Origin of the sequence: Gordonia liuliyuniae (assembly GCF_021738805.1) — a bacterium.
GTDB lineage: Bacteria > Actinomycetota > Actinomycetes > Mycobacteriales > Mycobacteriaceae > Gordonia > Gordonia liuliyuniae.
On sequence record NZ_JAKKOR010000007.1, the window covers coordinates 96,295 to 111,277 of the forward strand.

13 protein-coding genes and 1 tRNA gene are annotated in these 14,983 nt (G+C 66.9%); 8 read left to right on the forward strand and 6 right to left on the reverse strand.

Annotated elements, in window-relative coordinates; all coding sequences use genetic code 11:
* Positions 1 to 30 precede the first annotated feature (30 nt).
* The 4 genes from L5G33_RS09330 (at position 31) to L5G33_RS09345 (ending at position 2,984) form a co-directional block, all read left to right on the forward strand.
* Entirely contained in the window at positions 31 to 891 is an 861-nt protein-coding gene (locus L5G33_RS09330) for an arylamine N-acetyltransferase family protein (protein WP_236997905.1), read from the forward strand.
* A gap of 63 nt (positions 892 to 954) precedes the next feature.
* Positions 955 to 1,027 (forward strand) — tRNA-Thr (locus tag L5G33_RS09335).
* Positions 1,028 to 1,194: 167 nt separating this feature from the next.
* Positions 1,195 to 2,421, forward strand: a complete 1,227-nt coding sequence (locus L5G33_RS09340) for a cytochrome P450 (protein ID WP_236997906.1) — start codon at positions 1,195 to 1,197, stop codon at positions 2,419 to 2,421.
* Positions 2,418 to 2,984 (forward strand): TetR/AcrR family transcriptional regulator, encoded by a 567-nt coding sequence (locus L5G33_RS09345; protein WP_236997907.1) that lies wholly within the window; start codon positions 2,418 to 2,420, stop codon positions 2,982 to 2,984. The genes L5G33_RS09340 and L5G33_RS09345 overlap by 4 nt, the downstream gene beginning before the upstream one ends.
* 19 nt (positions 2,985 to 3,003) lie before the next feature.
* Here the strand turns inward: L5G33_RS09345 and L5G33_RS09350 are convergent, their stop codons facing one another.
* Both L5G33_RS09350 and crcB read right to left on the reverse strand, forming a co-directional pair.
* Complete coding sequence (locus L5G33_RS09350) at positions 3,004 to 3,360, reverse strand: fluoride efflux transporter FluC (protein ID WP_236997908.1); 357 nt, start codon at positions 3,358 to 3,360, stop codon at positions 3,004 to 3,006.
* Positions 3,357 to 3,782, reverse strand: coding sequence for a fluoride efflux transporter CrcB (gene crcB, locus L5G33_RS09355; RefSeq protein WP_236997909.1), 426 nt, complete (start codon positions 3,780 to 3,782; stop codon positions 3,357 to 3,359). Before crcB ends, L5G33_RS09350 begins: the two co-directional genes overlap by 4 nt.
* 108 nt (positions 3,783 to 3,890) lie before the next feature.
* On the opposite strand from crcB, the gene L5G33_RS09360 reads away from it, so the two are divergent.
* Together L5G33_RS09360 and L5G33_RS09365 are read left to right on the forward strand one after the other, a co-directional pair.
* A complete protein-coding gene (locus L5G33_RS09360; RefSeq protein ID WP_236997910.1) occupies positions 3,891 to 4,088 on the forward strand; it encodes a hypothetical protein in 198 nt (65 codons plus the stop codon).
* Between the two features lie 54 nt (positions 4,089 to 4,142).
* Complete coding sequence (locus L5G33_RS09365; protein WP_236997911.1) at positions 4,143 to 5,075, forward strand: LLM class F420-dependent oxidoreductase; 933 nt, start codon at positions 4,143 to 4,145, stop codon at positions 5,073 to 5,075.
* A 12-nt stretch (positions 5,076 to 5,087) separates the two neighbouring features.
* On the opposite strand, the gene L5G33_RS09370 is transcribed toward L5G33_RS09365, so the two are convergent.
* Positions 5,088 to 6,362, reverse strand: coding sequence for a DNA polymerase III subunit delta' (locus tag L5G33_RS09370; protein WP_236997912.1), 1,275 nt, complete (start codon positions 6,360 to 6,362; stop codon positions 5,088 to 5,090).
* Positions 6,363 to 6,446: 84 nt separating this feature from the next.
* On the opposite strand from L5G33_RS09370, the gene L5G33_RS09375 reads away from it, so the two are divergent.
* Positions 6,447 to 8,006, forward strand: a complete 1,560-nt coding sequence (locus tag L5G33_RS09375) for an adenylate/guanylate cyclase domain-containing protein (RefSeq protein WP_236997913.1) — start codon at positions 6,447 to 6,449, stop codon at positions 8,004 to 8,006.
* 152 nt (positions 8,007 to 8,158) lie between these two features.
* Here the strand turns inward: L5G33_RS09375 and topA are convergent, their stop codons facing one another.
* The 3 genes from topA to L5G33_RS09390 form a co-directional block, all read right to left on the reverse strand.
* Complete coding sequence (topA, locus tag L5G33_RS09380; protein ID WP_236997914.1) at positions 8,159 to 11,206, reverse strand: type I DNA topoisomerase; 3,048 nt, start codon at positions 11,204 to 11,206, stop codon at positions 8,159 to 8,161.
* Positions 11,207 to 11,426: 220 nt separating this feature from the next.
* Positions 11,427 to 12,002 (reverse strand): hypothetical protein, encoded by a 576-nt coding sequence (locus L5G33_RS09385; RefSeq protein ID WP_236997915.1) that lies wholly within the window; start codon positions 12,000 to 12,002, stop codon positions 11,427 to 11,429.
* Between the two features lie 136 nt (positions 12,003 to 12,138).
* The gene (locus L5G33_RS09390; protein WP_236997916.1) at positions 12,139 to 12,342 is read right to left on the reverse strand and encodes a cold-shock protein; all 204 of its coding nucleotides are present in this window, start codon (positions 12,340 to 12,342) and stop codon (positions 12,139 to 12,141) included.
* Between the two features lie 291 nt (positions 12,343 to 12,633).
* On the opposite strand from L5G33_RS09390, the gene sftH reads away from it, so the two are divergent.
* Positions 12,634 to 14,967, forward strand: coding sequence for a DEAD/DEAH box helicase (gene sftH / locus L5G33_RS09395; protein ID WP_236997917.1), 2,334 nt, complete (start codon positions 12,634 to 12,636; stop codon positions 14,965 to 14,967).
* Positions 14,968 to 14,983: the final 16 nt, after the last annotated feature.

The following is a 14,983-nucleotide window of genomic DNA, read 5'->3' on the forward strand; positions in this document are numbered from 1 at the left end:
CCGTCGCGAAAGACGTTCACAATGGGTCGTATGAGCATGTGGCACGGCGACGACGTAAACCTGCCCGCGTATCTCGCGCGGGTCGGGTTCCAGGGCGATCCGACGCCGAGCCTCGCCACGCTCGTCGCACTGCATCGTGGGCATACGACGTCGATTCCGTTCGAGAACCTCGAGATCATGGTGGGGCGTGACGTCCCGCTGGATTCGGAGTCGTTGCAGCACAAGCTGGTCGACTCGATGCGGGGCGGCTACTGCTTCGAGCACGCCACTCTGTTCGCGGCGGTCTTGGAGCAGATCGGCTTCGGATTCACAGCGTTGAGTGGACGAGTCACCCTCGGTGGTGACCCGTCGTCCCGTCCGCCGACTCACGCGTTGATCGTCGTCGAGATCGATGAGCGCCGGTACCTCTGTGACGTCGGGTTCGGGCGCGGGCCGCTCGAACCGATCGAGCTGCGCGACGGCGTCGAAGTCGATCAGGACGGCTGGCGTCTGCGTCTGACTACCGAGCCGGTCGGCGATCTCTTCGGCACCGACCGTTGGATCCTCTGGCATGCCACCGAGGACGGGTGGATCGATCGCCACACGTTCACGTTGAACCCCCAGTTCCCGATCGATTACCGAGTCGGCAGCCATTTCGTGTCGACGTCGCCGGGTTCGCCGTTCACCGCACGCCCGTTCGTCCAACGGTTCACCGTCGACGCCCACTACACGCTCGACGGCGACTCCTTGACGACCGTGACGCCCGACGGCGTGCCGACAGCGCAGCATGTGCATGCCGACGAACTCGCCACGGTCCTGCAGGACGTGTTCGGCATCGAGCTGACGACCCCCGACGCCACCGCTCTCGTCGCATCGGAGAAGGTGCGACGACAGCAGAACGAGCCGCGCTGACCCCCGTTTTGCCCCCACCGGCATCGAGTCGGTAACATCATCCGGGCTGCCGCGAGGCAGCACGCCGCCTTAGCTCAGTCGGTAGAGCGATTCACTCGTAATGAATAGGTCAGGAGTTCGATTCTCCTAGGCGGCTCCGCAGAAATGCAGGTCAGAGAATCCCTCTGGCCTGCATTCTTCGTTTCCGGCGCAGCGCCGTCCCACATCACCACTAACCCTCTGGGTGGTGTCACCTGGTGACACCACCCAGAGGTTAAGCCGCGCCTTGTTGACACTTTCTACAATCTGTCTCATTATTGCGACATGGATATAGATTCGTCACCGCGTTTCGCACTTCGGTCGGGACCCACGTGGCGGGACCCGTTCCCGATGTACGCGGCGTTGCGGCGCGACGACCCCGTCCACCACGTGGTGCCGTCCACCGATCCGTCCGACGACTATTGGGTGCTGACGCGCCACGCCGACGTCACCGCTGCTGCCAAGGACTGGGAGACGTTCTCGTCCGCGCAGGGACTCACCGTCACCTATGGCGAGCTGGCGACGATCGGTCTCAGCGACAATCCGCCGATGGTGATGCAGGATCCGCCCACGCACACCGAGTTCCGCCGGCTCGTCTCGCGCGGGTTCACTCCGCGCCAGGTGGTGACACTCGAACCGTTGGTGCGCGAGTTCGTCGTCGAACGAATCGAATCACTCAAAGCCGACGGCGGCGGCGACATCGCAGCCGACCTGTTCAAACCGTTGCCGAGCATGGTGGTGGCGCACTATCTCGGCGTCCCGGAAGCCGACCGTCGCCGGTTCGACGCCTGGACCGAGGCGATCGTCGGCGCCAACCCCGGAGGCGACCTCGGCGCCGCCATGACCACGGCCGCCGACGCGGTGCTCGAACTCACCGGCTACTTCGCCGAACTCATCGAACTCCGGCGCGCCGAGCCCGGCGACGACACCGTGTCGCATCTCGTCGCCGCCGGAATCGCAGACGACCCGCAAACCGACCCCGCAGGCCTCCTGTCGATCCTGGCGTTCGCCTTCACCATGGTCGCAGGCGGAAACGACACGACGACCGGCATGCTCGGCGGATCGTCGGCGCTGCTGACCGCCCACCGCGATCAACGGAACATCCTGCTCGACGAGCCGGACCGGCTACCCGACGCGATCGACGAACTACTGCGTCTCACCTCCCCGGTACAGGGGCTCGCCCGCACCACGACACGCGACGTCGAACTGCACGGCGTCACGATTCCCACCGGACGAAAGGTCCTGCTGTGCTACGGGTCGGCCAATCGGGACGAGCACGCGTACGGCCCGGACGCCGAACGTCTCGACGTACGACGAAAGCCCCGCAACATCCTCACCTTCAGTCATGGCATGCACCACTGCCTCGGCGCAGCAGCCGCGCGCATGCAGGCCCTCGTCACCCTCGAAGAACTCCTGGCCCGATGCCCGGACTTCGAGGTGGACGTCGACCGCATCGAATGGGCCGACGGCAACTACGTGCGCAGACCGACGTCGGTACCGTTCACGCCATGACCAGTCACCCAGATCGCAGCAGTTGGGCTCAGGGCGCCCGACGCTCCGCGGCGAGAGACCGGATCCTCGCAATCGCAGGCGATGTGTTCGCGCAGCACGGGGCCGACGCCTCCATGTCCGAGATCGCGGCGGCGGTCGGCTGTTCCCGCGCCACCCTGTACCGGCATTTCGACAGCCGTACCGCGTTGCAACTCGCGTACGTGGAGCAGATCGCCTTCACCATCGGGGCGGCCGTCACGAACCGAACCGCGCACCTGACGGCGCCCGACGACCGACTCACCGAGGCGATCCTGTTCGCGTTGACCGAAGTCCGTGCCGATCCCGCGCTGTCGGCGTGGTTCTCTCCCGCCGGAGCGGGCTTGGCGAGCGAACTCGCGCTCTCGTCGTCCGCAATCGAGACACTGGCCAACCGGTTCGTCGGCGACTACGGGGCGGCGGGCGTCACCGCGGCCAGGTGGATCGTCCGGGTCATCGTGTCCCTGCTCGTCGTACCCGCGGGCCCGGACGAACGCGAGACCATCGAACGGTTCGTGACGCCCGCAGTCCTCGCATCGTTCGCCTGAGTCCCGACGAGCCCGACGGTCACACCGACCAGGCGAGGGCCAGGCCTATCGCGCACGCCCCAACCGACCCGACCAACGTGAGCATCGCGTACAGCAGGCCGCGGCGTCCGCCGGTCCGGACCGTGTCCAGCACCGAGGTCGAGAACGTCGTGTACCCACCGCAGAAGCCGGTGCCGACCACCGCCGACCAGTCCGACGACGCACCGTGAAACATCACGACGCCCGCAACCACGCCGATGAGCAACGACCCGGTCACATTGATCGCGAACACGGGACCCGGGAAGGCAGCCGGCCACCGCTGCCGGGACGCATCGTCGACGACGAACCGCAGGACCGATCCGAGCGCGCCCGCGACGACGACCAGCGCGGGGATCACACGGCACCGCCATGCAGGCGCACGACCCGACGTGCGACGCGCATCCCCGCCCACGCGGCGACGATGCCGGCACACACGCTGACCAGTGCGTACAGGAGCGCGAGCGCGACGTGCCCCCCTTTGCCGAGCAGGCTCAATTCCAGCGCGAACGCACTGTATGTGGTGAACGCGCCGCAGAACCCAGTCCCGACCGCGAGCCTGAACCGCCGTCGCGCACCGTCGTCCGGGCCGAGGCGGACCAACGCCTCGAGCAGGACGCCGAGCACGAACGCACCGGTCACATTGACCACGAAGGTGCCGACCGGCCACTGCCCGTCGTGCGCAGGCCACGCTTGCTCCGCCAACCACCGCAGCCCCGTCCCCGCGGCGCCGCCGACGAACACGAGCGCAAGATCAGATCCCCGTGACGCTCGATCGGTCACTCTGGAACTCCTCGCGTCTCTCGAATTCGGATGAGGCTTCACCAGCTTAGGCTCCGCGCCACCCATACAATCGGTGGTACCAGTCCGTCCCGCACCGAGGAGCCTGCCATGTCCGAGTTCATCGACAAGATCAAACACAAGGCCGAAGAGTTCACCGCGGCGATCGACAACGAGCTCACCGTCCTCGAAGGCGCCGGCGGCGACGACGTGTTTGCCGAACACGACGGCGAGGACGGCGCCCAGAAGGAGTCAGCCCAGAACGAGTTAGCACAGGAGCCGGCACAGAAGGAGCCGGGCGACGCCTGACCGCGGACGGCCCCGCTGGCCGCCCGCACACCTCTGGTGGAACCATGACCTGTCATGGACCTTCGAATCTTCACTGAGCCCCAGCAGGGCGCGACGTATGACGACCTGCTCGCCGTCGCCCGCGCCACCGAAGACCTCGGGTACGACGCCTTCTTTCGGTCCGACCACTATCTGGCGATGGGCGACGGCGACGGTCTCCCCGGTCCCACGGACGCGTGGTTGACGTTGGCCGGTCTCGCGTTGCAGACATCGCGGATCCGGCTCGGCACTCTCGTGACGTCGGCCACGTTCCGCCACCCAGGACCGCTCGCCATCTCCGTGGCGCAGGCCGATCAGATGTCGGACGGCCGTATCGACGTCGGTCTCGGTGCGGGGTGGTTCGACGCCGAGCACTCGGCGTACGGCATTCCGTTCCCAAGCCTCGGTGAACGCTTCGACCGTCTGGAAGACACCCTCGAGATCGTCACCGGTCTGTGGACCACGCCTGCGGGTGAGACGTTCGATTACGCTGGCCGACACCTGTCCGTCGCGAACTCGCCTGCGCTCCCCAAGCCGACGCAGTCGCCCCGCCCACCGATCATCATCGGTGGCCTCGGTCCGCGCCGGACCCCGGCGCTGGCCGCCCGGTTCGCCGACGAGTTCAACGTCCCGTTCGCGCCCCGCGAGACCGTCGTCGCCATGTACGACCGCGTCCGCACAACCTGTGCGAGCGTCGGGCGCGACAGCGACGAACTCGTGTACTCGGCGTCCCTCGTACTGTGCTGCGGCGAGAGCGACGCCGATGTCGCGCGGCGCGCAGACGCGATCGGTCGGGAGCCTTCCGAACTCCGCGAGAACGGCGCGGCGGGCACCGTCGACGAGGTCGTCGCGAAGATCGAGTCGTACCGCGAGGTCGGCGTCACCCGCCTCTACCTGCAGGTACTCGACCTCCACGATCTGGACCACCTCGCGCTGGTTGCCGACAAGGTCGCCCCGCAGCTCGGCTGACTCCCGTCGCCTTTACCGCCTGCTCGCGAGCTGATCGCCAATTCGGACGACCATCGCGCTGACCGCGAACTTCGGCTTCACGTTCTTCTCGAGGGCGTCCCGGCATTCGAGGACCGCTTCGATGCAGGCGAGGAGCTTCTCCGGTGACGCGTAACCGGCCATGCCCGCGATGACGTCGTGCTCTTTGTCGGGGTGCATGAGGGTCACCTGCGCGCCCAGCGATCGCGACAACGCGTCGCGGAACAGAGCGGCGAGGTCGACGAGGGCGCGGTCGAGCACGTCGCGCGTCAGACGAGTCTTGCGCGACCTCTGACGTTTCTCGAGTTCTTTGATGACGCCCGCGGTTCCGCGGGGCGGGCGCGCCGTCCCCTTTCCGGTGCCGCCCGCGCCCAGCGCGGTCATCAACTCGTCGGTCTCGGCGGCGTCGACTTCGGCACTGATCGCGTCCGCGGTCTCGATCGCCGTCTTGACCAGTCTGTCGGCGGCCGCGAACGCGGTCGAGTCACGGGTCGCCGCACGCGCGAGGCTCAGGGCCTGCTCTCGCTGTTCGCGGGACATCGGGTCGGTGGCGAGACGTTTGGCCCGGCCGACGTGCCCGCCCGACACCGATGCCGCCCAATGCGCGGGCTCCGGGTCGATGCCGTCGCGTTCGATCAGCACCTTCGCGATCTGGTCGCTCGCCGGGGCGGTGAGCGCGACGTGCCTGCACCGCGAGCGCAGCGTGATCGCGATGTCCTCCGGCGCCACCGACGGAGCGCAGAGCAGGAAGATCGTGCGTTCCGGCGGTTCTTCGACGGCCTTCAGTAAGGCGTTAGCGCCGTGCTCGGTGAGGCGGTCGGCGTCTTCGACGACGACGATCTGCCAGCGACCCGTCGTCGGGCGTCGTGCAGCCAGTGACACGATGTGACGGATCTGCCCGACCGAGATCGATAATCCGTCCGGCTGGATGTGCCGCACGTCGCCGTGCGTACCGCCCATCGTCGTCGTGCACGCCCGGCACTCGCCGCAGCCGACCCGGTCGGGATCCAGACACTGCAGCGCGGCCGCGAACGCCGTCGCGGCCACCGAGCGGCCGCTCCCGGGCGGACCGGTGAACAGCCAGGCGTGTGTCATCGATTCGCGGACGCCGACCGGAAGCTCATCGAGCGGGTCGTCGCTGAACATGGACACGGCGCCGTCGGCGGCTTCGTCCAAGCGTGCCGCGACGGCCCTCGCCGACGTCGCCGCATCCCGCAGTTCGGCGGCCAGCACGTCCTGTCCGATCATGCGGTCGAAGACATTAGTCACACATGCCAGCCTAAGCCCCAGTTCAGACGACCGACCAACCGCGCGTCGTTTAACAATTGCAAGCAGGCGGCTACCGTGGACTTCGTGGTTGCACGACGCTTCGGGCTCGCCAGGCCCGCGCACACTCTGCGCTGGTTGGCTCATACGCCGTGGCCGATTCTTGCCCTCGACCTGCTCCGTGCGAATCTCATCGGCGCATTATTCACTTTCGCCTTCCTGCGCTGGGGCATGCCGCCGGCCGACGCCTTCTCCATCGGCGACGCCAACGGCGCCAACCAGATCGCGTTCGCCGTGTATCTGGTGATCGCCGTCCTCGTCGGGATGTACGTGGTGACTCGCTTGAGTCTGCCCGTGCTGATCTGGCACCGACGCAGGTCGCGGCTCGATGACGGGGCGGCCCGTCGACGCGCACTCCGGTTGCCGACGCTGTTGACCATCACCAACCTCGCATTGTGGGCGATCGGCGGCACCCTCCTGGCCCTGATCAACTGGAGCAATACGTCCGGCAAGGACGCGGCTCTGGTGGCGCTCGCCAGCGTGGTGGGCGGTCTGGTGACCGGCGTGCTCTCGTTCATGCAATCCGAACGCGTCCTTCGCCCGATCACAGTCGCGGCGATGGCGAACGATCCCGACAGCGTCCACGCGCCCGGCATCACGACCCGAATCAGTTCGTTCTGGGCGGTCACCGTCGCGGTCCCGATGCTCGTGATCATCGCGCTAATCACGCTGCAACGTCTGGAGTTCATCGACACCGACGCCGAGGGCCTGCAACGCCCGATCCTGTGGATGGCTTCGGCTGCGCTCGTCTTCGGGCTCCTCGCGATCACGCGTCTCGTCGGCTCGATCACGGACCCGATCAAGCAATTGCGGATCGCTCTCGCCCAGGTCCGTGCGGGCAATCTGAACGTGGCTGTGAAGGTGTACGACGGCAACGACCTCGGGTCATTGCAGGCCGGGTTCAACGACATGGTGTCGGATGTTCGGGAACGTCAGGAACTGCGCAACCTCTTCGGCCGCTACGTCGGCGAGGACGTCGCTCGGCGCGCGATCGAGACCGGTACCGAGTTGGGCGGCGAGGAACGCTATGTCGGCGTCTTGTTTGTCGACATCGTCGGCTCGACGCGTCTGGCGGTCAACCGACCGCCACGCGAAGTGGTCGAGCTGCTCAACGAGTTCTTCCAGGTCGTCGTCGAGGTCGTCGGACGCCACGGCGGTTTCGTCAACAAGTTCCAGGGTGACGCGGCCCTCGCGATCTTCGGTGCGCCGCTCGATCAGGAAGACTTCGCGGGTGCTGCGCTGGCCGCGGCGCGTGACCTGCGCGTGGAACTCGACCGACGTCTCGGCGACGTCGACATGGGCATCGGCGTGTCCGCGGGCAAGGCGGTCGCCGGCCACATCGGTTCCGAGCAGCGTCTGGAGTACACGGTGATCGGCGACCCGGTGAATGAGGCCGCGCGTCTGACCGAACTCGCGAAGGACGAGCCGACTCGCGTCCTCGGCTCGGCCCGCGCCGCCTTCCTTGCCAGCGAAACCGAAGCCGCGCACTGGGCGATCGGCGAAGGCGTCGAACTCCGCGGCCGCGGCATCGAGACCCTGCTCGCCCGCCCCGACATCGACGTCAACTCCCCGACCTCGTCAGACTGAGCCTCCCACCCGGCCGCAGCCTCAATTCACTCGTCGCAGCCGCAATCCGTCTTAGCAGCCTTGGCGGAGGCTGCTAAGACGGATCGATGATGTGGAAACTGCGTTGAAGCTGCGGAAGCCGAGCGCGACGACGACGCACGGCTCACCCGACATCACTTCTCGGGTTCGGCCTTCTTCGCCGCAGTTTTCTTGGCCGCAGTTTTCTTCGCGGTCGTCTTCTTGGCGGTCGTCTTCTTCGCCGTGGTCTTCTTCGCTGCTGTCTTCTTCGCTGCTGTCTTCTTGGCTGCTGTCTTCTTGGCAGCCTTCTTCGCCGGGCCTCGAGCTCGGCGGTCGGCGAGCAGCTCCATCGCACGCTCGGGCGTGATGGAAGCGACCTCGTCGCCCTTACGCAGACTCGCGTTGGTCTCGCCATCGGTCACGTATGGACCGAAGCGACCGTCCTTGATGACCATCGCGCCACCGCTGACGTCATCGTTCTTGCCGAACTCACGCAGCGGCGGTGCGGCAGCGGCGCGACCGCGTCGCTTGGGCTCCGCGTAGATCTTCAACGCCTCGTCGAGTGTGATCTCGAAGAGCTGGTCTTCGGACGTCAACGACCGCGAGTCCGTCCCCTTCTTCAAGTACGGACCGTACCGGCCGTTCTGCGCAGTGATCTCGTCGTTCGACTCCGGGTCGACACCCACCACGCGCGGCAGTGACAGGAGTTTCAACGCGTCGTCGAGCGTGACGGTCGAGATCTCCATCGACTTGAACAGCGAGCCGGTCCGCGGCTTGGGGCCTGCCTTCTTCGCGGCCTTCTTCGCCGTCTTCTTGGCGGCCTTCTTCACGGTCGACGTCGCCGTCGCGACTCCGCCGGACGGCACGTCGTCGAGCGCTACGACGGCGTCGCCGGCCGGGACCCCGCCCTCGCCACCATCGCGGGGTGTCGGACCTGCCGGGATGGTCGGGACGGGCGCGCCGGCCGACCCGTCATCGTCCTCCGGTTCATCCTCGGGGAGGATCTCGGTGACGTAGGGACCGAAGCGGCCCTCCTTGGCGACGATGCGGTGTCCGGTCACCGGGTCGACGCCGAGTTCGCGCCCTTCCTGCGGTGTCTCGAACAGCTTTTCGGCTACTTCGAGGGTCAACTCGTCAGGCGTCATGTCCGACGGCAGGTTGGCTCGCTTGAGGTCCGGTTCGGCGTCCGGTCCCGCGACGTTCCGCTCCAGGTACGGACCATACCGGCCGACCCGGACGAACACCGTCCGACCTTCGGAGTCGTCGAACAGTTTGATGGAGTTCACTTCGCGGGCGTCGATGCCCTCCAGGTTGACGCCGACAAGCTTCTTCAGCCCGCCCTTGCGTGCGATGGCGCCCGCCGCGTCGTCGCCGGACTGCTGCGCCTCGTCACCGAAGTAGAACTCGGTGAGCCAACGGGTCCGGTCCTGGTCACCGGACGCGATCTGGTCGAGGTCGTCTTCGAGCGACGCGGTGAAGTCGTAGTCGACGAGACTGTTGAAGTAGCCCTCCAGCAGTCCGACGACGGCGAACGCGATCCACGACGGGACGAGCGCGTTGCCCTTCTTGATCACGTAACCGCGATCCTGGATGGTGCCGATGATCGACGCATACGTCGACGGACGACCGATGCCGAGCTCTTCGAGGACCTTGACCAGCGAAGCCTCCGTGTAACGGGCAGGCGGGTTGGTCGAGTGTCCGTCGGCGACGAGCGTCGACGCCGTCAGCGACTGGCCTTCGGTCAGGTTCGGGAGACGGCTCTCCGCGTCGTCGGACTTGTCGGAGGTCTGCTCGTCGACGCTCTCCACATACGCGGACAGGAAGCCCGGGAACGTGATGGTGCGGCCCGACGACGCGAACGTCACCTCTTCGCCGCCAGGCTTCAATCCAGTGTCCGCGCGTCCACTTATCCGCAGACTCATGGTGGTGCCGCGGGCGTCGGCCATCTGGGAGGCGACGGTGCGCTGCCAGATCAGTTCGTACAGGCGGAACTCGTCGGTGTCGAGCGCTGAGGCGACCTGGCCGGGCGTACGGAACGACTCGCCCGCAGGGCGGATCGCCTCGTGCGCTTCCTGCGCGTTCTTCACTTTGCGGGTGTACTGGCGCGGCGAGGAGTGCACAAACTTGTCGCCGTACAGGTCGCGGGCCTGAGCGCGCGCCGCGTCGATCGCCGACTCCGACAGGGTCGTCGAGTCGGTACGCATGTAGGTGATGTAGCCGTTCTCGTACAGCCGCTGCGCGATGCGCATCGTCCGGTCGGACGTGAAACGCAGTTTGCGGCCGGCCTCCTGCTGGAGGGTCGACGTCATGAACGGCGCATACGGGCGGCGCGTGTACGGCTTCTCTTCGACGGACGTCACCGTCAGCGCGGCGCCTTCGAGTCCGGCGGCGAGCGCGTTCGCACGGGCGCCGTCGAGCACGGTGACGCCGGTCGCCTTCTTGATCTTGCCGTCCGAGCCGAAGTCGCGTCCGGTGGCGACCCGCTCGTCGTCGATGTTGACCAGGCGTGAGGAGAAGGTTCGCGGTTTCGCGTCCGCTCCGGCATCCATCGTCGCGGCGATGTCCCAGTAGTCGGCCGACACGAATGCCATGCGCTCGCGTTCACGTTCGACGATGACTCGGGTCGCGACCGACTGCACGCGTCCCGCCGACAGCTTCGGCATCACCTTCTTCCACAGGACCGGCGACACCTCGTACCCGTACAGGCGGTCGAGGATGCGCCGGGTCTCCTGCGCGTCGACGAGGTCGATGTCGAGGTCGCGCGGGTTCTCTGCGGCGGCGATGATCGCGGGCTTGGTGATCTCATGGAACACCATGCGCTTCACCGGGATCTTCGGCTTCAACGTCTCGAGGAGGTGCCAGGCGATGGCCTCCCCCTCGCGGTCACCGTCCGTCGCGAGATAGAGCTCGTCGACGTCGCGCATCAACGCCCGGAGTTCGGAGACTGTCGACTTCTTGTCTGCCGACACCACGTAGAGCGGCTCGAACCCGTCGTCGACGTTCACGCCGAGGCGCGCCCACGGCTGCCCCTTGTACTTCGCGGGCACGTCGGCGGCGCCTCGCGGCAGGTCCCGGATGTGTCCGCGTGACGACTCGACGACGTAGTTCGCGCCGAGGTACCCCGCGATCTTGCGCGCTTTAGTCGGAGACTCGACGATGACGAGTCGCCGGATGGCGGGGTCAGCACTGTCAGTGGCGGCCACTTAAGAGCCCTTCGGTCTATGTTTCACTGTTCGATGCCGTTGTACCTTATATACGGTGTTGTCTGCACTCCACCCTGCCTAACGGACCGTCGGGCCAGTCTAGTTCCCAGTCGAGGAAGAGATCACTGATCGGTCAGCGCCGGCGATCGGTCCCATCACGGCTTCGATTGCGTCGCGGGTGCAGTCGCTCATCGCTGACGTATTCCATCGGGCCCGCCAGTCACACCCCCGGCCAGACTCCGTCCGGCGCGTCGTCGGGCTGAGTTCCCACGGTCTCGGCGAGCCGCGTCAGGCGCTTGCGGCCGGACACTCGCAGCGCCGGTTGGCTTCCACGGACTCCGATGAGGGTCGGCGCGATACCGACTCTCATCAGCGCGGTGGAGAGGGGCGCGTGCGTCTCCGGGGCACTCGGGTCGAGGCCCAGCACGTAGTGGGGGCCGTCGAATCGGCCCGAGGCGAGCACCCACAGGCGAAGCGCACGCGCACTCGGCGTCCACCCCTCAGGGACGGCTTTCACTGCGCCAGACGACCAGCGGCGGTGCAATGCGGTGATCCGCGGGTTGGCTTCGGTCCGCGCGATCGGCGACCCCTCATCGGAGATCAGCGTCTGCGCGTCGAGTCCGGTCGCCATGATGTCCGCGGCGATCTCGTCAGCACGCCATTGCGCGCCGAGGACGATCGATACCCGAGCCCCCAGATTCGTGTGGACTGATTGTCCCTGTCCGGCGAGCAGGCCTGCGAGATCGTCGATCACGGGGTCTTCCGTGTCCGCGGAGAACAACGACATCTGGCTCACGTGTCGATCCTACTGCGGCCCAATACAACAGCGGCACACCACAACGCTCGTGGTCACAACGCAACACTCCCGACACCGCCGAAGCGGTGCCGGGAGTGTTGTCTCGTAAGTCTGGGACGCCCGAGGGCGTACGAAATCAGACTGCGGTGACTCCGGTGGCCTGAGGACCCTTGGTGCCCTGGCCGACCTCGAACTCCACGCGCTGGTTCTCTTCGAGGGTGCGGAAGCCGTTGCCCTGAATCTCCGAGTAATGGACGAACACGTCGTCGTTACCCTCGTCAGGCGCGATGAAGCCGAAGCCCTTCTCCGCGTTGAACCACTTCACAGTGCCCTGTGCCATCTACTGCATTCCTAACTTTTCATCACCCGCCACGGAGCGTCCCCGGCGGGGGCCTGTTCCGACCGCCATACCTCGACAAGACCTCGCCATACGGCGATGGAACCGACTGCAGTACCACGTTCGCAACGGACTCCGCCCTTTGAGCGGAGTGTGCGACCGCTTTTAGCTAACCACGTTTCCGGCCCGCGCGATACTTTTAGCGCGTTCGGAACCAAACTGCCCGTGACCGGCTCGTGCCCAGCTCCGACGGTAAACTGACGTGCCTACCCCGAACACATTGGAGCGACGTCGATGCAGCATGCCACTTACGGCAGCGAACTGCTCGGCAGAACCCTCGCGGGCGCCGAGTCCGGCGACGAGTCTCCGCTCACCCACATGGCCGTGATACCCACGCGCACAGCCGAATTCAGCGAGTGGCCGGACTGGGTTCATCCCGAGGTGCGGGACGCCTTCACCGAACACGGGTTGCGACGCCCATGGCGCCACCAGATCGAGGCCGCCGATCACGCGTACGCGGGCCGCCACGTCTGCGTGTGCACCGGCACCGCGTCGGGCAAGTCGCTGGCCTATCAACTCCCGATCCTCACCACGTTCGCGCAGGACCCGAACGCCACCGCCCTCTACCTGTCGCCGACCAAAGCGCTCGGCGCCGACCAGCTGAGGGCGACGGCTCAGATCATCGCGGGCGTGCCGTCGCTGAGCCATCTGCAGCCGAGCGCCTACGACGGCGACACCGACTCCGAGCTGCGGCAGTGGGCGCGGATGCATTCGCGCTGGATCTTCACCAACCCGGACATGCTGCATGTCGGGATCTGCTCGTCGCACGCCAAGTGGCGCCAGTTCTTCGCCAAGCTGAAGTACATCGTCGTCGACGAATGCCACCACTACCGGGGCGTGTTCGGCTCGCACACGGCGCTGGTGTTGCAGCGGACGCTGCGGATCGCACACCGCTACGGGGCGGACCCGGTCGTCATCGGCGCCAGCGCGACCGTCTCGAATCCGGCGCAAGCGCTGTCTCGACTGATCGGTGACGACGTCGTAGCGGTCACCGACGACACGTCGCCGCACGGCGAACGGACCGTCGCGATGTGGGAGCCGGGATTCGTCGAGGGCACGACCGACACCGAACGCGGCGGCGAGAACGGAGCCCCCGTTCGACGCTCTGCGGGCGCCGAGGCCGCGCGACTCCTCGCGGACTTCGTGGTGGAGGGTGCACGCACCCTGTGCTTCGTCCGTTCGCGACGCGGCGTGGAGGTGACTGCGGTAAAGGCCCGCCAGTTGCTCGCCGAGTCGGCGCCCGAACTGGTCGATCGAGTCGCCGCTTACCGTGCCGGCTATCTGGCCGACGATCGACGCCGACTCGAGCGAGCGCTGTCCGACGGCGAACTCCTCGGGGTCGCGACGACGAACGCACTCGAACTCGGCGTCGACATCAGCGGACTCGACGCCGTCGTCGTCGCAGGCTATCCGGGTACCGTCGCCTCGTTCTGGCAGCAGGCAGGTCGTGCGGGTCGTCGCGGGGAAGGTTCGCTCGTGGTAATGGTGGCCAGGGACGACCCGCTCGACACATATCTCGTCCACCACCCTGACGCGTTGTTGGAGCGGCCGGTTGAGGCGACAGTCACCGACCCGACGAACCCGTACGTTCTCGGACCGCATCTGCTGTGCGCGGCCACCGAGTTCCCCATCTCTGATGCCGAGTCGGCTGGCTGGCATGCCGACGAGGTGATCGCCGGCCTCGTCGACGACGGGAAGCTGAAGCGGCGCAAGGCCGGTTGGTATCCGGCGCCCGGCCTCGATCCGCACGGCGACATCGACATCCGCGGCGGCATCGGCGGTCAGGTCCTCATCGTCGACGCGACGACGTCGCGGCTACTCGGCACCGTCGACACGTCACGCGCCATGACATCGGTGTTCCCGGGCGCGGTGTATCTGCACCAGGGTGAGAGTTTCGTCGTCGACGAGCTCGCGCTCGACGACGGTCTCGCGCTCGCTCACCCGGAGGAGCCGGATTGGACGACGACTGCTCGTGAAGTCAGCGAGGTCGTCGTCGACCGTATCGTCGAGCAGCGGTCGTTCGGCCCGTTGACCGTCTCGTTCGCCGAGGTGACCGTCACCAGTCAGGTGGTCGGCTTCCTGCGGAAGGCGCTCACCGGCGAGATCCTCGACCAGGTCCCCCTCGATCTGCCCGAGCACCAGTTGTCGACGCGTGCGGTGATGTACACCGTCGAACCGGATGCGCTGGTGGCTGCCGGGATCGCCCCCGACAAGTTCCCGGGCGCACTGCATGCCGCCGAGCACGCGGCGATCGGCATGCTGGGACTCGTCGCCACGTGCGACCGCTGGGACATCGGCGGCTTGTCGACCGACCTGCACCCGCAGACCGGGTTGCCGACGGTGTTCGTCTACGACGGGTTCCCCGGCGGTGCCGGTTTCGCCGAACGCGGTCACGAGGCGTTCGACGGCTGGGTCGCCGCCACCGACGAAGCCGTCTCGTCGTGCGCGTGCACGAGCGGCTGCCCGTCGTGCGTGCAATCGCCCAAGTGCGGCAACGGAAACGAGCCGCTCGACAAAGAGCACGCGATCAAACTGCTGCGCCTGATCGGGCGACACTACGGCTCATGACGCCCGGGGACACGAC